This is a genomic window from Variovorax sp. Root473 (assembly GCF_001426505.1).
GTDB lineage: Bacteria > Pseudomonadota > Gammaproteobacteria > Burkholderiales > Burkholderiaceae_C > Variovorax.
The window spans coordinates 387,619-403,514 of sequence record NZ_LMEV01000017.1 but is presented as its reverse complement, the minus strand read 5'-3'; the positions used below and the strand labels follow the sequence as shown (position 1 = coordinate 403,514).

At 69.5% G+C, this 15,896-nt stretch carries 6 protein-coding genes; all 6 read right to left on the bottom strand.

The genetic code is table 11. The annotated features are described in order from the left end of the window. The coding region (locus ASD34_RS27535) for a condensation domain-containing protein (protein ID WP_235510079.1) at nt 1–1,563 on the bottom strand (1,563 nt) is incomplete at its 3' end. Then, a complete protein-coding gene (locus tag ASD34_RS15150; RefSeq protein WP_056578966.1) occupies nt 1,563–4,928 on the bottom strand; it encodes a non-ribosomal peptide synthetase in 3,366 nt (1,121 codons plus the stop codon). The genes ASD34_RS27535 and ASD34_RS15150, both read right to left, overlap by 1 nt. A 2-nt stretch (nt 4,929–4,930) precedes the next feature. Next, the gene (locus ASD34_RS15145; RefSeq protein WP_056578963.1) at nt 4,931–9,502 is read right to left on the bottom strand and encodes a type I polyketide synthase; all 4,572 of its coding nucleotides are present in this window, start codon (nt 9,500–9,502) and stop codon (nt 4,931–4,933) included. Beyond that, the gene (locus ASD34_RS15140; RefSeq protein ID WP_056578960.1) at nt 9,502–14,799 is read right to left on the bottom strand and encodes a non-ribosomal peptide synthetase; all 5,298 of its coding nucleotides are present in this window, start codon (nt 14,797–14,799) and stop codon (nt 9,502–9,504) included. The genes ASD34_RS15145 and ASD34_RS15140 overlap by 1 nt, the downstream gene beginning before the upstream one ends. Further along, a complete protein-coding gene (locus tag ASD34_RS15135; protein ID WP_200937591.1) occupies nt 14,796–15,545 on the bottom strand; it encodes a thioesterase II family protein in 750 nt (249 codons plus the stop codon). The genes ASD34_RS15140 and ASD34_RS15135 overlap by 4 nt, the downstream gene beginning before the upstream one ends. Continuing rightward, nucleotides 15,545–15,808, bottom strand: a complete 264-nt coding sequence (locus ASD34_RS15130; protein WP_056578955.1) for an MbtH family protein — start codon at nt 15,806–15,808, stop codon at nt 15,545–15,547. Before ASD34_RS15130 ends, ASD34_RS15135 begins: the two co-directional genes overlap by 1 nt. Between the last annotated feature and the right edge of the window lie 88 nt (nt 15,809–15,896).

Below are 15,896 nucleotides of genomic sequence, written 5' to 3'. Positions count from 1 at the left end.
ATGCCGCGCAATGCTGTGATGCACCAGTTCCACGCCAGGCTCCTGCTGCGCGTTCACGCTCCACTGATTGAGCTGCGTTTTCTCCGGCGCTCCCAACAGATCGATGTCGCCGATCGCACGCGCGTCATCCCCCGCCAGCGCCTCGAGGATCACCACGTAGTGCCCCGCCATCCGTTCGATGGTCTGCGGCTCGAACAGCTCGCGGGCATGGTTGAAGACCAGCTGCACCTGTCCGAGGCCGTCCTCGACCACGTCCAGCGTCAGCTCGAACTGGGCGGCCTGCTCGCCGAATTCCCAGGTCTTCAGCACGAGCCCCGGAAGATCTTCCAGCGCGCTGCGATCCTGCTGCAGGTGGTTGAACATCACCTGGAACAGCGGCGCCGTGCTCAGGCTGCGCTCGGGCTGCAGTGCCTCCACCAGCTGCTCGAACGGCAGGTCCTGGTGCGCCTGTGCGCCCAGCGCCGCTTCGCGCGTTGCGGCCAGCGCCTCGTGCAGGCGGGTGCGGGTTTCCAGCACATTGCGCATCACCTGCGTGTTGACGAAGAAGCCGACCACCCGCTCCGACTCGACGCGGTGGCGGTTGGCAATCGGCACGCCCACCCGCACGTCCGGCTGCGCCGTGTAGCGGTTCAGCAGCACCTGGAAACCAGTGAGCAGCATCATGAACAGCGTTGCCCCACGCGACTGTGCACGCCGGCGCAGCGCCTCGACCAGCGAGGGCGGCAGCGCCGTGGCGTGGCGCGCGGCGCGGTACTTGCCGTCGGCGCGCCGCATGCGGTCCGCCGGCAGTTGCAGCACCGGGTGCTCGTTGCCGAGTTGCGCCTTCCAGTGATCCAGCTGCCGCTCCTTCTCGCCCGCTTCGAGCCAGTGCCGCTGCCAGAGTGCGTAGTCGGCGTACTGGACCGGCAGCGCATCGTGCACCGGCGCGCGGCCCTGCACGCGCGCGCGGTACTCGGCGACAAACTCGTCCACCACGATGCGCATCGACCATCCGTCGGACACGATGTGATGCATCACGACGGCCAGCATGTGCGCCTCGGCCCCGAGGCGGATCAGCACCACGCGCAGCAGCGGGCCGGTGGTCAGGTCGAAGGGCGCATCGGCGATGCGCCGCGCCTCTTCTCTCGCGCGCGCTTCACGCTCGGCCTGCGGCAGATGCGCCAGGTCGACGAGCGGAATGTCGAGTGCCAGGTGCGCCTGCACGCGCTGCTCCACCTCGCCCTCGGCATTCACGCTGAACACGGTGCGCAGCGACTCGTGGCGTGCCACCAGCGCCTCGAAGGCGGCCTTCAGCGCATCGGCATCGAGCCGCCCGTCGAGCCTCAATCCGCCCGCAATGTGATAAGCCGAACTCTCGGGCTCCAGCTGCCAGAGAAACCACTGCCGCATTTGCGCATACGAGGGCGGACACGCCGTGCACACCGCCTCGTCGCGCGCCACGATCGGGAACTGCCCGATCGTGAGGCCCTCGGCGCGGATCTTCTGGTACACCGCGCGGCGCTGGGCCGGGGTCAGGCGCAGGAAGCGCCGGCCGATGTGGTCGTGGGTGGCCGTGGTTTCCATCAAGTGGTCTCGAGGCTGTCAATGAAGGAGTCGATGTCGGACAAGGCATCGGCATGCGGCTTGCGCGCGCCCGCCTCGGCGATCAGCCGGGCCATGTCCATCAGAACGGGGTTTTGAAAGATGTCTCTGACCGCAAGGTCGACATGCAGGGCGCCCTGCACGCGCGCCATCACCTGCATCGACATCAGCGAGTGGCCGCCAAGTTCGAAGAAGTGATCGTTGCGGCCCACGCGCGCCACGCCCAGCACTTCGCACCAGATGCGCGCCAGCGCCTCTTCGGCATCGCCCTCGGGTGCGGCATAGGCGCGCTCGCTGCCGAAGCCGGGCTCGGGCAGCGCCTTGCGGTCGACCTTGCCGTTGGCGTTCAACGGCAGCGTCTCCAGCACCACGAGGGCGCCGGGCACCATGTACTCGGGCAGCGCTCGGCCCAGCCGCGCGCGCACCTGCGCCGAATCGATCGCCTGTCCGGCCTGCGCCGACAGGTACGCCACGAGCACCGTCGCGCCGGCGTGTTCCCTGGCCATGACGATGGCCTCGCGCACCTCGGGCTGCGCGAGCAGCTGCGCCTCGATCTCGCCGAGCTCGATGCGAAAGCCCCGCACCTTCACCTGGTGGTCGATGCGCCCGAGGTACTCCAGCTGGCCCTGCGCGTTCCAGCACACGAGGTCACCCGTACGGTAGAGGCGATCGCCGTTTTCCGCCGCGATGAAGCGCTCGGCCGTGAGGCCCGCGCGGTTCAGGTAGCCGCGCGCCAGGCCGGCGCCCGACACGTGCAGTTCGCCAGCCACGCCCGGCGGCACGAGGTTCAGGTCCGCATCGAGCACCCGCAGGCCCAGGTCCGGAATGGCGATGCCGACGGGGCTGCGCTGCTGCCCGAGGTCCGCCGCGGTGATGCGACGCCAGGTCACGTGGACCGTTGTCTCGGTGATGCCATACATGTTGACCAGCTGCGGATGCTGGTCGCCGTGGTGCTCGATCCACGTGCGCAGCCGCTGCGGCTCCAGCGCCTCGCCGCCGAAGATCACCGTGCGCAGCGCCAGGCCCTTGTCCATCGCCTGCGGCAACGCGATCAGCTGCCCGAAGGCCGAGGGCGTCTGGTTGAGCACCGTCACCTGCCGCTCGCGCAACAGCTGCAGGAAGTCCGCCGGCGAGCGGCTCACCCAGAACGGCACGACGACCAGCTTGCCGCCGGTGCACAGCGCGCCGAAGATTTCCCAGACCGAGAAGTCGAAGGCGCAGGAATGGAACAGCGTCCACACGTCCGTCGGCCCGAAGCGGAACCAAGGCTCGGTGGACGCGAGCAGCCGGATCACGTTGCGGTGGCACAGCTGCGCGCCCTTGGGGCGGCCCGTGGAGCCCGAGGTGTAGATCACGTAGGCGAGGTTGTCGCCGCCCAGCGCCACCGCGGGGTCGGTGGCCGGGCAGCCGGCCAGGTCCGTGGTGTCGATGGCGAGCGCATCGATGCCCGCGGGCAAGGCCATGCGCCCGCGCAGGTGGTCGTGCGTGAGCACCAGCGCAAGGCCGCTGTCGAGCGCCATGTAGGCGATACGGTCGGCCGGGTAGTCCGGATCGAGCGGCACATAGGCGCCGCCGGCCTTCATGACCGCCAGCAGCGCGACCACGAGATCGGTGCCGCGCTCCAGTGCGACGCCGACGCGGGTTTCGGGCCGCACGCCTTGCGCCATCAGCCGGTGCGCGAGCCGGTTGGCACGCTGGTTGAGTTCGCGGTAGCTGAGCGCATCCTGCTCGAAGACCACGGCAGTGGCGTCGGGCTGCGCCGCCGCCTGCTGCTCGACAAGGCCATGCACGGTCTGCGGCGCCGCGTTCTCGCGCGTGCGGCCTTCCCCTCTGGCGCGCTGAGCAAGCGCTGCAATTTCCGCCTCATCCAGCAACGCCAGTTCGCCCAGCGCGCGCGTCGGTTCGGCCACGAAGGCTTCCAGCACACGGCGGTAGTGGCCCGCAAGGCGCTCGATCGTGCCCGGCTCGAACAGCTCGGCCGCGTAGCGGAACGCGGCGCGGAGGCTGCCGTCCTCGCACTCGATGGTCTCCAGGATCAGCTCGAACGGCGCCGCGCGCTCCTCGAGGTCGATGCGCCGCACCTGCAGGCCAGGCCATCCGCGCAACGGCCGGTTGCCTTCGCCGAGATGGTTGAACATGACCTGGAACAGCGGCGAGCCCGCATGCGCGCGATCGGGACGCAACGCCTGCACCAGGCGCTCGAAGGGCAGCTCCTGGTGCGCCTGTGCCTCTAGCGAGGTGTTGCGCACCTGCGCCAGCAATTCGGCCAAGCTCATGCGCGGATGCAGCCGGGCGTCCATCACCACGGTGTTGATGAAGGCGCCCACCACGCCGGCAGTCTCGGGCCGGTTGCGGCCGGCGACGGGAACGCCGATGCGGATCTCGTCCTGGCCGGTGTAGCGGAAAAGCAAGGCGTGGAAGGCTGCAAGCAGCACCGCGAACAGGGTGTTGCCCTGCGCGCGCGCGTGCTGCTTCAGGCCGCGCGCCAGAGGCGCGGGCACGTCGAGCGTGTGCTGCGCAGCACTGTACTTTGCGTCGGCGGCGCGCGGCCGGTCGGTGGTGAGTTCCAGCACCGGCTGGCTGCCCCCGAGCCGCTGCTGCCAATGCGCCAGCTGCCGTTCGCCCTCGGCGCTTTCCAGCCAGGTGCGCTGCCACCGGGCGAAGTCCGCGTAGCGAATCTCGGGCTCGGGGTCCGTACCGGCCGGCACCTCGCCCACGCGCTGCGCGTAGAAGCGCGCCAGTTCATCGAGGATGAGTTCGACGGACCATGCATCGGAACCGATGTGATGCATCGTCAGCAGCAGCTGGTGGTCGCCTTCGGCCATCTTCAGCAGCGTGCCGCGCAGCATCGGCCCGGTCGTCAGGTCGAACGGCGTGCGGCAGACCGCGTGCACCGTCTCGCGGTAGCGCGACGTGCGGGACGCGGCATCGAGCCCGCTGAGATCGACGAAGGGAATTTCGATGCGGCTCTCGGGCTCGACGCGCTGCTCGGGCAGGCCGTTCGGCCCCGAGCGAAACACGGTGCGCAGCGTGTCGTGGCGCATCGCGAGCGCCTGCACCGCCTGCTGCAGCGCCGCGACGCTCAGCGGCCCCGCAAAGCCCAGCCCGCCGCCGACGTGGTACGCCGTGTTGCCCGCATCGAGTTGCCACAGGAACCACTGCCCCTGCTGCGTGAAGGAGACCGGCACGAAGGCGCCGTCGTCCACGCTGCGCGCGATGGCGCTGCGCGAGGGCGGTGCGGGGGCCGCGGTTGCGTCGCTGCCCCGCTGCAGCCTGCGCTGCAGCAGCGCCAGTTGGGCGGGCGACAGCTTCGCCCGGCGTTCGGCAAGATCGTTGCGCTCGCTCATGATCAAAGACTCGGGGTGGTTGCAACGGTGGGGGCGTCTTCGGCTTCGGGATCGCTTTCGATCTGCTCGATCAACCGCAACTCGACCAGCGCGGCCAGCCCGGCGATGGTGGGCGCCTTGAAGAAGGCGGCGGGATGCAGCTCCACGCCATAGGCCTTGCGCACCCGCGACAGCAGCCGGATCGCCAGCAGCGAATCGCCGCCGAGCTCGAACAGGTTGTCGTTCGCACCCACGGGCGCAATGCCGAGCGCTTCGGTCCAGAGCTCGGCGAGTCCTTCTTCCAGGTCGCCTTCGGGCGCGACGAACGCGGTCTGCAGCACCGGGCGTGGATGCCCCGTGCGGGCCTCGGGCGCGGGCTCGTCGTCCAGCGACTCGAACAGGCCGTCCAGCGGGCGCAAGCGTGGCGCGAAGGGCGAGATGGACACCACCGTCTGCGGCAGGTCGGGCCCGTTCGCAATGCGTTCGAAAGCCGACACGCCGGTGCGCTCGTCCAGGCCTACGCCTTCGGGCATGTCCATGCCGACCGCCACGCCCACATCGCGCCAGGCATCCCAGTTCACCGAGAAAACCGGCAGCGCGGAACTGCGCCGATGCGCATGGGCCAGCGCATCGAGGTACGCATTCGCGGCCGCGTAGTCGCTGCGGCCAAGACCACCGATCAGGCTCGCCACCGAGGAGCAGAAGAGCACGAAGTCGAGCGGCTCGGCGCGCAGCGCATCGAGCAGCGCGAGCGTGCCCGCGATCTTGGGCGCGAACGCGGCCTCCACCAAGGCCTGGGTGCGCTGGGCGATCATGCCGCGGTCGGGCTGGACGACGGCGTGGACCACGCCGTTGACCGCGCCGAAGCGCGCGTGCACCGCCGCCAGTGCGTTGCGCAGTTGTGCCGGATCGGTGACGTCGGCCGCGATGGGCATCATTTCCGCGCCGTTCGCTTCGAGTTCGATCAGTTGCTGCAGCCTGCGCCGCAGCGACGCGGGCTGGTCAACCGATGCGGCGATGCGCGACCACTCGGTGCGTTCGGGCAACGGCGTGCGGCCCAGCAACACCAGCCTGGCCTGCCAGGTCTTGCTGAGGTAGCGCGCGAGCGCCAGGCCGACGCCGCCCAGCCCGCCGGTGATCATGTACACGCCGCCCTGGCGCAGCCGCTGCACGCCCGGCATCTGCGCCGGCAACGCGTCGTACGTCTTCGTCCAGCGGTGCGGACCGCGGTAGGCGACGACGAAGTCCTCCTGCGTGGCCGCTGCCTCCTCGACCACGCGGCATGCGAGGTCGGCTTCGGCGACGCTCTCGGGCGCGGGCAGCACCACGTCGACGACGCGGCAGGCAATGGTGGGCGACTCCTGTCCGAGCACCTTGGCAATGCCCAGCACGGTCGACTTTTCCGGTGCCAGCGTCTCGGTGCCGGCCACATCCTCGACGCGGTCGGTGACGACGGTGAGCGCAAGCGGCGCGCGAACCGCGCCGCCCCCGATGTCCAGCGCCTGCCCCAGCGCGAGCAAGCTGAAGTAGCCGGCCTCGTAGGCCGCGGCATGCGAAGGTGCCGGGGCGTCGCCGTCCAGGCTCCACAGGTGGAAGAGTCGCGTGACCGGTCCGGCCTCGGACTCGACCTCGCGCAGCAGTGCCTCGTGGTCGACGCGTTCGGCCGGCCGCATGGCGTACTGCCCTTCGGCGGTGCGCGCGAACTTCTTGCCGCGCAGCGCGAGGATCACGCGTCCGCCCTGTTCGCGCAGCGTGCGCCCGAGGCGGTCGGTGAAGCTGTTCGCATCGCCGAGCACCAGCGTGCAGCCCGACGACCCGGTCGTCGTCTCTCTCGGCGGCAGCGCGGTGCGCTTCCAGGCCGGCGCATAGAAGAGACCGGGCGCGGCAGCAGGTGCCGGTTGCGCGGCACCACCGGGCTCGGGCTCGACCCAGAACCGGCGGCGCTGGAACGCGTAGGTAGGCAACGGCACCCGGCGCGGCGCGGGACCGGTGCGGCACGCGGCCCAATCGATATCCACGCCCACGGTCCAGAGGCCCGCGACGGCGTTCGCCAGTTGCTGCGCATTCCGCGCCCACTGCTGCGGATGGGCCTGGCTGGCCCAGATGCCCGCGGCCGACCTGCCTCCGGGGTGCTGGCGCGCCAGCCCGGCCAGCGTATCGCCGGGGCCTACCTCGAGCACCACGCGGCCGGGCACGGCGAAGACTTCGCGCAGGCCGTCGGCAAAGCGCACCGTGCCGCGCAGATGCCGGCCCCAGTAGGCGGGGCTGGTCGCTTCTTCGGCAGTGATCGGCTGGCCCGTCACGTTGGAGATGAAGGGAAGGCGCGGCGCCTGCTTCGGCACTGCGGCGATCAGGCGCTCCAGTTCGGCCACCATGGGTTCGACCAGGCGGGAGTGCGAGGCGATGGACACATGCAAGCGGCGTGGTTGATGCTGGCGCGCGAGCAGTTCTTTTTCGGCACGCGCGATGGCATCGGCCGGACCGGCGAGCACGCAAAGCTGCTCGCCGTTGACCACGGCCAGATCGCATCCCGTGGCGAGGAACGGCGCGAGTTCCGCTTCGGACAGCGGCACGGCAGTCATCGCGCCGGGCGCCAGCGTCTGCATCAGGCGGCCGCGCGCGGCGACGATGCGCAGCGCATCGTCCAGCGTGAACACGCCGGCCAGGCAGGCTGCGACGTATTCGCCCAGGCTGTGGCCCAGCAGCACCGCGGGCTGCACGCCGCAGTTCATCCACCAGCGCGCCATGGCGTACTCGGTCGCGAACAGCGCGGGCTGTGCGAACTCGATGCGGAACAGGCGCTCGTTGGCGGCCTGCTCATCGCCGGCCTCGGGGAACAGCAGCGCGAGCAGGTCGATTCCGCTGTCGGCCTTGAGCACGGCAGCGCAGCGGTCGAGCACCTCGCGGTAGACGGCGCTGTCGCGGTAGAGGTCTTCGCCCATGCGCGCATGCTGGGTGCCGCCGCCGGGGAACAGGAAGGCCACCTCGGGCGGCGAGGCGGCAGCACGGGTTACCGCCAGGGCGGGCGACGAGAGCATGTCCGCGGCCAGCCCGGATTGGTTCGCCACCACGGCGCTGCGCCACGTAAAGGCGCGGCGCCCGCTCTGCAGGGTGTGCGCCACGTCCTCGAGTGCCAGCCCGTCGTTCGCCCGCAGATGCGTCGCCAGTTGCTCGCGACCCTGGACGAGCGCAGCTTCCTCCTTTGCCGACAGCGGCAGCACCTGCCACCGCGCGGCCTTCTGTGCGGTGGGCTGCATCGCGGGCGCTTCTTCGAGCACCACATGGACATTGGTCCCGCCGATGCCGAACGAGCTCACACCCGCGCGGCGCGGCGTGCGACCCTCGGGCCAAGGCTGGCACTGCGCATTCACATAGAACGGGCTGCTCTCGAAATCGATCTGCGTGTTGGGCTTCGTGAAATGCAGGCTGGGCGGCAGCACGCCGTGCTTGAGCGCCATCGTGGCCTTGATGAGCCCCGCCACGCCGGCCGCCGCATCGAGGTGGCCGATGTTGGTCTTGACCGAACCGACCGCGCAGAAGCCGCGCCGCTCGGTGTCGGCGCGAAAGGCCTGCGTGAGCGCTGCGATCTCGATCGGATCGCCCAGCGTGGTGCCGGTGCCGTGCGCCTCGATGTAGCCGACGGTGCCGGCCGAGACGCCCGCGATCAGTTGCGCCGCGCGAATGACCTCGGCCTGCCCGTCGACGCTGGGCGCGGTGAAGCCGACCTTGGCGGAGCCGTCGTTGTTGGCCGCGGTGCCCTTGATGATCGCGTGGATGGTGTCGCCGCCGCGCAGTGCTTCGTCCAGGCGCTTGAGCACGACGATGCCCGCGCCGCTGCCGATCACCGTGCCGGCCGCATCGGCGTCGAAGGCACGGCAATGGCCGTCGGGCGAGAGGATCGCGCCGGCCTGGTAGCGGTAGCCGCCTTCTTGCAGCAGGTTGAGCCACACGCCGCCGGCCAGGGCCATGTCGCAGTCATGGCTCAGGAGCGCCTGGCAGGCGGTGTGCACGGCCGTGAGCGACGTGGAGCAGGCCGTCTGCACGCTCACGGCGGGGCCGCGCAGGTTCAGCTTGTAGGCCACGCGCGTGCACAGCGAACCGCCGGAGTTCCCGCTCATGAGGCCGAGCAGGTCGGCAATGCCGGTATGCGCGCCGAGGCCGAAGGACGGCAGCAGGTTGCGGATCAGGTAGACGTTGGCACCTTCTCCCGCATACACGCCGACCTTGCCGGACCAGCGCTCGGGGTCGCAGCCGGCATGTTCAAGCGCTGCCGAGGCGCATTCGAGAAAGACGCGCTGCTGCGGATCGAGGTTCTCGGCCTCGCGCGGCGTGTAGCCGAAGAAGCCGGCATCGAACTGGTCGAAGCCTTCGAACATCGCGCCGGCCTTCACGTAGTCGGGGTCGTCCAGCAGGCTCTGCGGCACGCCGCGTTCGCGCAACTGCTCATCGGTGAAGCGCGACACCGATTCCACGCCGCCCTCGATGTTGCGCCAGAAGGCGTCCACATCGTCGGCGCCGGGGAAGCGGCCCGATAAGCCGACGATGGCGATCTCCAGGCCGGTGGGTTCGGCGGATTCGTTGAAGGACGTGGTCATCAATGGACTTTCTCTGCCACTTTGCGGCGTTGAAGCATGGCGGCGCGCTGGCGCAGCGCGCGGTCGTCGGCGCCCGCTGCGGAAACGGCCGCGGCTTGCGCGCCGCCCTGCTCGATCCAGCGCGCGAGCGATTCGACGGTGGGGTACTTGAAAAGATTGACCAGCGGGAAGCTGCACTGCAGCCGGTCTTCCAGCAGGCGGTGCGCGCGGATGAGCAGCAGCGAGTGCCCGCCGAGGTCGAAGAAGTTGTCGTGCATCCCGACCTGCTCGACCTGCAGCACCTCCGACCAGATGGCCGCGAGCGCGCGCGCCACATGGCCCTCTGGTGCCTCGTAGGCGCTTGCGCGGCCGAGGCCTTCGGGCTCGGGCAGCGCCTTGCGGTCGACCTTGCCGTTGGCATTCAGCGGCAGCGCTTCGAGCACCATCACGGCACGCGGCACCATGTAGTCGGGCAGCACCTCGCTCAGTTGCTCGCGCAGCGCGGCGGTGTCGACCGCCTGCTGCGCGTGCGCGGCGATGTAGGCCACGAGCGAGGCGCCCGCAGCGCCCTCGCGCGCCACCACGACGACTTCACGCACGGCGGGCTGCGCGAGGATCTGTGCCTCGATTTCGCCGAGCTCGATGCGAAAGCCTCGGATCTTCACCTGGTGGTCGATGCGGCCCAGGTACTCGATCTGGCCCTCGGTGTTCCAGCGCACGAGGTCGCCCGTGCGGTAGAGCCGGTCGCCCGCGCCGAAAGGGTTGGCCACGAAGCGCTCGGCACTCAGGCCGGGCTTATTAAGGTAGCCGCGCGCGAGACTCACGCCGCCGAGGTACAGCTCGCCGGCCACGCCGCGCGGCACCGGGTTGAGCTCGGCATCGAGGATGTGGCACTGGGTGTCGCTGATCGGCTGGCCGATCGGCACCAGGCTTTGCTCATCGTCGCGGCAGGTCCAACGGGTGACGTGGATCGTCGTTTCGGTCGGGCCATACAGGTTCTGCAACGTGGCGCCATGCAGGCGCTGCAGCGTCTCTTTCTGCGCCTCGGCGGGCATGGCCTCGCCGCCGCAGATGATGTGCTTGAGCCGCGTGCTCGACTCGATGTCCTTATGCGCCAGGAAGGCCTGCAGCATCGAGGGCACGAAGTTCAGCGTGGTGATCTGGTGGCGCCGGATCAGCTCAACCAGTCGCGCCGGGTCGCGGTGGTCGCCAGGGTTGGCCACCACCAGCCGCGCCCCTGCGGTCATTGGCCAGAACATCTCCCACACCGACACGTCGAAACCGAACGGCGCCTTGTGCAGCACGGTGTTGTCCCGGCCGAGGCGGTAGGTGTCCTGCATCCAGGCCATGCAGCTGTGCAGCGCCGCGTGGCGCACGGCCGCGCCCTTGGGCTTGCCGGTGGAGCCGGAGGTATAGATGACATAGGCGAGGTTCTCGCCGTGCAGCGCGACGCCGGGGTCGGTGTCTGGCTCGCTCGAGAAATCGGTGTTGTCGACCTCCAGCCACGCGAGCCCCGCGCGCTCGGCGATGTGCTCGCGCGTGGCGCGGTGCGTCAGCAGCAGCGCGATGCCACTGTCTTCGACCATGTAGGCCAGCCGCTGCAGCGGGTAGTCGGGGTCCAGCGGCAGGTACGCGCCGCCGGCCTTGAGGATGGCGAGCAGCCCTACCACCATCTCGACCGAGCGCTCCATCACGATGCCCACGCGCACGTCGGGCTTCACGCCGAGCGCGACGAGGCGGTGCGCGAGACGATTGGCGCGGCGATCGAGTTCGGCGAAGCTCAGCGCTTCTTCACCGAACAGCAGCGCGATGGCATCGGGCTGCTGCTTCGCATGCTGCGCGATGGTGCAGTGCACGGGTTGGGGCTGCGGCTCGCGGCGCGCATTGACGCTCCATCCCGCGAGTTGCGCGCTCTCCGCAGCGTCGAGCAAGGCGATGTCGCCTACGGCGCAGTCGGTGTCAGCGCAGAGCGCACCGAGCACCGCCACGTAGTGCTGCGCCATGCGCACGATGGTTTCGCGCTCAAACAGGTCGTCGGCGTAGATCACGGCGAACATCAACCGGCCGTCGGGCCGCTCGCGGGCCTCCAACACCCAGTCGAACTGGGTTTGCAGGTCGGGCAGCGCGTGGTCCTGCACCTGGATGCCGTCCAGGCGCTGCAGCGGGCGATGGTCCTGGAAAAGATGGTTGAACATCACCTGGAACAGCGGGCTGTGGCTCATGCTGCGCTCGGGCTGCAGACACTCCACCAGTTGCTCGAAGGGCACGTCCTGGTGCGCCTGCGCGCCCATCACCGCTTCACGGGCCTGCGCGAGCACGCGCGACAACGGCGTGCGGCCATCGATCGGGTTGCGTAGCACCAGCGTGTTGACGAACAGGCCGATGACGTTCTCGAACTCGACCCGGTTGCGGTTGGCGATCGCAGCGCCGACGCGGATTTCTTCCTGCCCGGTGTAGCGGTGCAACAGCACCTGCAGGCCGGCGAGCAGCACCATGAACAACGTGGCGCCTTCGGCCTGCGCAGCGCCGCGCAGTTCGCCGAGCAGGGGCGCGGGCAACTCGAAGGCGTGACGTGCAGCGCGGTAGCTGGCTTGCGGCTTGCGCGGGCGGTCGGTGCGCAGCTCGAGCACCGGTTGCTCGTCACCGAGTTCCTTCTGCCACCAGGCGAGCTGCCGTTCGGCCTCGCCGGCGGCCAGCCATTCGCGCTGCCACACCGCGTAGTCGGCGTACTGCACGCGCGGCACGGGCAGTGCCGCGGCACGGCCCTGCAGGCACGCCGCATAGCCCGCGGCCAGTTCGTCGATCAGTACCTGCATCGAGGCGCCGTCGGACACGATGTGATGAATCACCACGGCGAGCACCTGCGTGTCGTCGGTCAGGCGCAGCAGCGCGGCGCGCAACAGGCCGCCCCGGGTGATGTCGAAGGGCGCGCTCTTGATGCGACGGGCCTCGCTCTCCAGGCGTCCGCCGCGCTCGCCAGCGGGCACGTCGCGCAGGTCGACCACTTCGAGCGGCAGCGTGCCGGCCGGCTGGATCCATTGCGCGGCAACGCCGTCGCTGCCCGCGCGGAACACGGTGCGCAACGACTCATGGCGCACGACCAGGTCGTCCAGCGCCGCGCGCAGCGCATCGACCCGCAAGGCGCCGGCCAGGCGCAGCGCGCCGCTCACGTGGTACGCCGCGCTCGACGGGTCGAGCTGCCAGAGGAACCACTGGCGCTCCTGCGCGTGGGACAGCGGCAACGCATGCAGCCGGCGCTCGGCCGGCAGCACCGCGATGGGCGCAGGCCGCGCACGCTCGCCTTCGACCAGGCGCTGGCGCAGGGCGGCGGCGCATTCGCAGAGCCGCGGGTGCTCGAACATCAGACGCACCGGAAAGTCGATGTTCCAGTGATCCGATACACGGGCCGCGACCTGGGTGGCAGTGAGCGAACTGCCGCCGCGCGTGAAGAAATGAGCGTCGCGCGCAAAAGGCTTCGCGTCGGCGGGCCGGAGCACTTCGCGCCAGATCGCATCGACAGCGCGCTCGGTCTCATCGAGCACGGACGCTTCGGCCTGCGTGTCGACAGGGCCGCCTCTGACGAACGCGCCGCACTCGAAGATGGCGTACGCATCCGCACTGCGATCGAGCCAGCCGGCACGGCACGCACTGCGCTGCAGCTTGCCGCTCGTGGTCTTGGGCATGCCGCCGGGGTTGAGCAGCAGCACGGCCGACAGCGGCTCGCCGAACACCTCGCTCACTGCAGCACTCAGCGCCTCAACCAGCACCTGCGCCGGCACCAGCTTCTGCATGCTGCGCGACACCTCGGCCGCAGCGCCGATGCCCTCGCCATCGGGTCCATGGGCGGCGAACACCGCCACGCGGCCCTTGCGCACCGCATCGACCTCGGCCTCGATAACGCGCTCGATGTCCTGCGGATAGATGTTGTGGCCGCGCACGATGATCAGGTCCTTGATCCGGCCGGTCACGTAGAGCTCGCCGTCGCAGACAAAGCCCAGGTCGCCAGTGCGCAGCCAACGGCGGCCCGCACGCTCGACGAAGGTCTCCGCGGATTCGCGCGGCCTGCCCCAGTAGCCCGCGCCGATGCTCGCGCCGCTCACCCAGATTTCGCCGATGCAGCCGGGCTCGGCCATCGACAGCGTGGCGGGATCGACGATCTCGACCCTGTGCTCAATCGCCACCGCGCCGCAGCCGACGAGCAACGTGCCGTCTTCGCTCGGCGTACCCACGCCGCAGGCCAGGCCGTCGGCGCCGAAGCTGCGCGCGACCATGCCGGCGCCGCGTTTTCCGCCCGTCACGAACAGCGTCGCTTCGGCGAGGCCGTAGCAGGCGTAGACCGCGCCCGCATCGAAGCCTGCAGGGGCAAAGCGCTCGATGAAGTCGAATTCGGTGTCGGCGCGCACCGGCTCGGCACCGGTGTAGGCCACGCGCCAGCTCGAGAGGTCGAGCTGCGCGATCTGTGCGTCCTTCACGCGTTCGAGGCACAGGCGAAACGAGAAGTCCGGACCGCCGCTGAGCGTGGCGCGGTGGCGCGAAATCAGCTCCAGCCAGCGCACCGGGCGCTCGAGGAAATAGCGCGGTGAGGTCAGCACCAGCGGAATGCTGCTGTAGAGCGGCTGCATCAGGCCGCCGATGAGGCCCATGTCGTGATAGAGCGGCGCCCACGAGACGAACTTGTCGTCGGGCCCGATGCCCATGCCGACCTGGATCGCATGCTCATTGGCCATCAGGTTGGCGTGCGTGACGATGACGCCCTTGGGTGCCGAGGTCGAGCCTGAGGTGTATTGCAGGAATGCGATGTCGTCGTCGCCCGGCTCGAAGGGCAGCCAGGCATCAGCGAGCGCGATGTCGATCGTGTCGACGGCGACGATCTGCACATCGCCGAACTGGTTGTCGGCCGCGGCCATCGCGGTGTTCAAGGCCGAAGACGTGAGCACACAGCGCGCCTGCGAATCGGCCGCCACGCCGGTGAGCCGCGCCAGATGATGTGGCCTTGTCGATTCGGGCGGAAACACCGGCACCGCGATCACGCCGCAGTAGAAGCAGGCCAGCATGCTCACCGCATAGTGGTCGCCGTTGTCGAGCATGACGAGTGCGCGGTCGCCCTTGGCGAACTGCTGCTGCAGCCGAGCCGCGAGCGCGCGAACGCGTTGTTCGAAGACAGCATAGGTGAAAGGCAGCTCGCTGTAGACGCCATCGACTTCGTCGACCACGGTGAGCCAGACGTCGTGCGGACGCCGCTCGGCCAACGCGCGCAGGTGCGCCACAAAATTGCGCGGTTGCCGGCCGGCGGATGCCGTTGCGAGCGGTTCGTTCATGGATCGACCCTTTGGTACGCGTGAAGGCGTGTCTGCGTCGGCAGATGCCGTGCGAGCGCCGTAAGAAATTCGGTCTCGTGCTGGCGCAGAAAGAAGTGACCGCCGTCGAACCAGTCGAGCGTGAAGACGCCAGCGATTTCCTTGGCCCAGGCCGCCATGGCCGGCACCTCGATGTCGTCCTGCCGCCCTGCGAAGACATGCAGGGACAGCGGCAGCGGCGCTGCACCGACTGCGGCACGCGCGTCATGGCTGCGGCAGACGCGGCGATCGGCCCGCAGTGTGTCGAGCGTGATGCGCATCAGCTCCTCGCTGGCGAACACGGCGTCGGGCGTGCCGCCCTGCTTGCGCAGTTCGGCGATCAGCGAAGCGTCGTCTTCGCCACCGCCGAAGCGCTCCGGGTCGCGGCGTGCGGGGGCTGCGCAGCCGGACACCAGCAGCGCGCACGGCAGCGGTCGCCGCAAGGCCTGCAGCCGGCGAGTCACGCCGTGTGCAAGCAGCGCGCCCATGCTGTGGCCGAAGAGAGCGAAGCCGCCGCGCATCGCGTCGACCTGTTCGGTACAGATCCGCGCGACCAGGGCATCAAAGTCTTCGACGAAGGCCTCGCCCATCCGCGCACCGCGCCCGGGCAGTTCGACCGGCACGATGCGCACCCACGGCGGCAGGAAACGACGCCAGCGCAGGTACATGGTGGCGCTCGCGCCGGCACAAGGCAGGCACAGGAGCGAGAGAGGCGCCTGCACGGCCATCAACCGGCCACGCGTTCCGTCGCTTGTGCGCCTTCTTTTTTCTGTTCCTGCTGCTGCATCCATTCGCGCAGCGAGTGCGGCCGCATGTCAGTCCAGTGGCTTTCTACGTAGGCGAGGACGGTTTTCTTGTCGCCGCGAACGCCCTCGGCGGCGGTCCATCCACTGGGAACTGCCTTCCATTGGGGCCAGATCGAGTACTGGTCTTCGTGATTGACCAGAACGATGAAGGTCTCGTCTTCACGGTCAAAACAACTCGTCGACATCGGCGCATCCTTGTGTGATTGAACAGAAGGAGCGCCCGGTGGCCGGTCGCGGACCGGATCGAATCTCAGCGCCCCTGCCAACAGGACG

Coding starts and splice junctions, on each gene's coding strand:
- ASD34_RS15145 (WP_056578963.1), bottom strand. CDS start 9,502: ATGACCACGTCCTTCAACGAATCCGCCGAACCCACCGGCCTGGAGATC.
- ASD34_RS15140 (WP_056578960.1), bottom strand. CDS start 14,799: ATGAACGAACCGCTCGCAACGGCATCCGCCGGCCGGCAACCGCGCAAT.
- ASD34_RS15135 (WP_200937591.1), bottom strand. CDS start 15,545: ATGGCCGTGCAGGCGCCTCTCTCGCTCCTGTGCCTGCCTTGTGCCGGC.
- ASD34_RS15130 (WP_056578955.1), bottom strand. CDS start 15,808: ATGTCGACGAGTTGTTTTGACCGTGAAGACGAGACCTTCATCGTTCTG.
- ASD34_RS15150 (WP_056578966.1), bottom strand. CDS start 4,928: ATGAGCGAGCGCAACGATCTTGCCGAACGCCGGGCGAAGCTGTCGCCC.